The 3380-nt window shown below is 40.1% G+C and carries 6 protein-coding genes; 5 read left to right on the top strand and 1 reads right to left on the bottom strand.

All coding sequences use genetic code 11. The features are described 5' to 3' along the window. The 5 genes from thrS to ACJML3_RS03370 form a co-directional block, all read left to right on the top strand. A partial coding sequence (thrS, locus tag ACJML3_RS03390; RefSeq protein ID WP_406020623.1) for a threonine--tRNA ligase occupies positions 1 to 996 on the top strand: 996 nt, incomplete at its 5' end. A gap of 116 nt (positions 997 to 1112) precedes the next feature. Then, the gene (infC, locus tag ACJML3_RS03385; RefSeq protein ID WP_219936156.1) at positions 1113 to 1625 is read left to right on the top strand and encodes a translation initiation factor IF-3; all 513 of its coding nucleotides are present in this window, start codon (positions 1113 to 1115) and stop codon (positions 1623 to 1625) included. 71 nt (positions 1626 to 1696) lie between these two features. Further along, the gene (rpmI, locus tag ACJML3_RS03380) at positions 1697 to 1909 is read left to right on the top strand and encodes a 50S ribosomal protein L35 (protein ID WP_219936153.1); all 213 of its coding nucleotides are present in this window, start codon (positions 1697 to 1699) and stop codon (positions 1907 to 1909) included. Positions 1910 to 1925: 16 nt separating this feature from the next. Continuing rightward, positions 1926 to 2285, top strand: coding sequence for a 50S ribosomal protein L20 (gene rplT / locus ACJML3_RS03375; RefSeq protein WP_219936151.1), 360 nt, complete (start codon positions 1926 to 1928; stop codon positions 2283 to 2285). Positions 2286 to 2483: 198 nt separating this feature from the next. After that, entirely contained in the window at positions 2484 to 3158 is a 675-nt protein-coding gene (locus tag ACJML3_RS03370) for a BspA family leucine-rich repeat surface protein (RefSeq protein WP_406020620.1), read from the top strand. Here ACJML3_RS03370 and ACJML3_RS03365 read toward each other — a convergent pair. Further along, a partial coding sequence (locus ACJML3_RS03365; protein WP_406020618.1) for an MFS transporter occupies positions 3151 to 3380 on the bottom strand: 230 nt, incomplete at its 5' end. The two genes, ACJML3_RS03370 and ACJML3_RS03365, sit on opposite strands and share 8 nt — an antisense overlap.

Raw genomic sequence — 3380 nt, 5'->3', positions numbered from 1 at the left:
GATTATGCGATTAAGCCAATGAACTGCCCTGGTGCAATTCAGATCTTTAATTCACGTACAAGATCATATCGTGATCTTCCAATTAGAATGGCTGAATTTGGTAAGGATCACCGTAACGAGCCATCAGGTTCATTACATGGTCTTCTTCGTGTAAGAGGCTTCGAGCAGGATGATGGTCATATCTTCTGTACCGACAGCCAGATTCTTGATGTAGTATCAGACTGTATCAAGATGGTTTACGATGTATACGACGTATTTAATTTCCACAACGTTGATATCAAGTTATCTACACGTCCAGAGAAGAGAATCGGTTCAGATGAGATCTGGGATAGAGCAGAACAGGACCTGATGAAGGCTTTAGAGGCAAACGGTCTTGAGTATGAACTACAGCCTGGCGAAGGTGCATTCTATGGTCCTAAGATCGAGTTCACTCTGCATGATTCTTTAGACAGAGAATGGCAGTGCGGTACTGTTCAGTTAGACTTCTCTTTACCAGGACGTTTAGGTGCAGCATACATCGGTGAGGATAACCAGGAGCACGTACCTGTTATGATCCACCGTGCAATGTTAGGTTCATTAGAACGTTTCATTGGTATTCTGACAGAAGAATATGCTGGCTCCTTCCCTACATGGTTATCTCCAGTTCAGGCAGTTGTAATGTCTTTAACTGATGATCAGGCAGACTATGCTAAGAGCGTGTTCGAGAAGCTGGATGAGCAGGGGCTTCGTGCAAGAACTGACTTAAGAAGCGATAAGATTGGCTTTAAGATCAGAGAGCATACCTTAATGCACATTCCTTATCTTGTTGTATGTGGTGCAAGAGAAGCTGAACAGGGTAAAGTTGCAGTACGTACCAGAAAGGGTGCAGATTTGGGAACAATGAGCGTTGATGACTTGATTAAATTAATAAAATCAGATATCATACAGCGCAAAAATATGCCTGATGCAGACGTAGCTATTGAAAAAGCCCGTGCAGAGGCAGAGAAAAAGGATTAGTTCTTCTTATCCTTTGGAGATTAGAAAACGCATGAAAATGCGTTTTCTGGCATAACGCCGTTTACTTTTTTTTAGGAGTACTTACTATAAACAACAGCAGAAAGACCGGCAAGGCAATGCCTAAGAACCGGATTAACAACGATATTAGATGTAAAGAGGTTCGTGTTTTAGACGCTGATAACGAGTTAGTTGGTGTAATGCCAACTGCTGAAGCTATCAACATGGCAAGAGAGCAGGGGATTGATTTAGTTGAAATCAGTCCTAATGCAGAGCCACCAGTTTGCAAGCTAATTGAGTATGGTAAGTATCTTTATCAGAAGAGTAAAGATCAGAAGAGTAAGAAGCAAAAGGTTGTTCAGGTTAAGGAAATCAAATTCCGTCCTGGAACAGATGAAGCGGATTATCAGGTTAAACTACGCAACCTAATTCGCTTCCTAGAGGAGGGCAATAAGGCTAAGGTAACTCTGCGCTATCGCGGTCGCGAAATGGCACATCAGTCCTTAGGTTTAGATGTTCTCAAGCGTGTAGAGAATGATCTATGCGTTGAAAGAGGAATCGCATCAGTAGAGTCTGCTTCACGTGTTGAAGGTAGACAGGCTACTATGGTGTTGGCTCCTAAGAAGAAATAGTATAGGGTAACAAGTCCTGGTTTACCAGGCTCCTATATTGTGTGTTAACTGCTAAAAATGCGGAGTATATAATGGCTGGAAAAGTCAAGGTCAAAATGAAGACCGATAGAGGCGTAGCAAAGCGCTTCAAGAAAACCGGTAGCGGTCACTACAAGTGCCGTCACCAGAACTTACGTCACATCCTTACCAAGAAGTCAAGCAAGCGTAAGCGTCAGCTACGTAGCATGACCTGTGTAAAGACCTGTAACTTACGTGCAATCGCTCGTCAGTTACCATACGCTTAATTGGAGGATTTGACAAATGGCTAGAGTAAAACGCGGTGTAACTGCACGTGCTCGTCACAAGAAAGTTTTAAAGGCTGCTAAGGGTTACTACGGTGCTCGTTCACGTACCTTCCGTACTGCTGTCCAGGCTGTTACCAAGGCAGGTCAGTATGCTTACCGTGATCGTCGTCAGAAGAAGCGTCAGTTCCGTGAGCTATGGATTGTTCGTATCAATGCAGCAGCTCGTCAGTTAGACTTAAGCTACAGCCAGTTAATCAATGGCTTAAAGAAGGCTAACATCGAAATCGATCGTAAGGTTTTATCTGATCTTGCAATCAACGATAAGGAAGCTTTCAAGGCTATTGCTATGCAGGCTAAAGCAGCTTTAGGTGCTTAATCCTGACTTCTTAAGTATTTAAGAAATCGCAAATACCCTCAAAAATAATGAGGGTATTTTTTTTTCTCCAAATTTTCATCAAGGTGTGTGAACACCGTTTCAAATTTTTACAATCACACTAAACATATCTCCTTATTTGTTTCTACAAATCGCATAAATATGCTATTGTAAAAAGACGATACAAACATGGAGCCGGTTATGTTTTCAAAAAAATTACGCCCAAAATCCAAAAACGAATTAAGAAGGATCATTTTAAACGAGGATATTGAGTTAGGTTCAATTGACACCTCATTAATTACTGATATGAGCCATCTTTTTGAACCTGTTCTTGAAACAGGCGATCAGGCTAGATTCTTTTTTGATGGAATAGAAAAGTGGGATGTATCAAATGTAACTGACATGAGCTATATGTTCTGTTATGCCAAGAATTTCAATCAGAATATATCAAACTGGAATGTATCAAAAGTTAAAAACATGCGTGGAATGTTTCAGTTTGCCTCATCCTTTAATCAAGATATTTCCTCATGGGATGTCTCAAATGTAGAGAATATGTCGTCCATGTTTTACGATGCAGCTTCATTCAGTTATGAACTTGATAAATGGAATGTAAGTAAGGTTGATACGATGAGATTTATGTTCATGTATGCAAGATCTTTTGAACATAAGCCTTCGTGGAATTTAGACAGTGTCAGTGATACAGTTGGAATGTTTTATGGCACACCAATCGTTTATGTATCACCTGAGCAAAATTGTTATGTTGACAGTGAGATTGAAAAACTAGCAGAAAAAGAATGCCTTGACTGGCAGTTAAATCAATCAAAGATGGATGATTTTATTGAAAAATTTGCTAAGGATGTAAAGCTTATTAATTAGTCTTGCTCTTATGCCTTAAAGCAACAAAGCATAAGATAGCCATCACAATCATAAGAAAACCTGAAAAGGCAAATATTGCATCTAGTGAAATAATGGATGCAATAAATCCCAAAATTGCAGGTCCAATCATTACTCCTGCATAACCTAAAGTACCAACAATTGAAATTGCTTTTGCCTTATCCTGTCCGCAGTTTTGTGCCGCATTAGAAATAATTACAGGAA

Source organism: Succinivibrio sp., assembly GCF_045124615.1.
Lineage (GTDB): Bacteria > Pseudomonadota > Gammaproteobacteria > Enterobacterales > Succinivibrionaceae > Succinivibrio > Succinivibrio faecicola.
The sequence above is the reverse complement of the archived record's forward strand: the minus strand, read 5'-3'. Positions and strand labels throughout refer to the sequence as shown.

Bases quoted from the DNA above. Each gene is read 5' to 3' on its own strand.
- infC (WP_219936156.1), top strand. From the start codon at position 1,113: ATGCCTAAGAACCGGATTAACAACGATATTAGATGTAAAGAGGTTCGT.
- rpmI (WP_219936153.1), top strand. From the start codon at position 1,697: ATGGCTGGAAAAGTCAAGGTCAAAATGAAGACCGATAGAGGCGTAGCA.
- rplT (WP_219936151.1), top strand. From the start codon at position 1,926: ATGGCTAGAGTAAAACGCGGTGTAACTGCACGTGCTCGTCACAAGAAA.
- ACJML3_RS03370 (WP_406020620.1), top strand. From the start codon at position 2,484: ATGTTTTCAAAAAAATTACGCCCAAAATCCAAAAACGAATTAAGAAGG.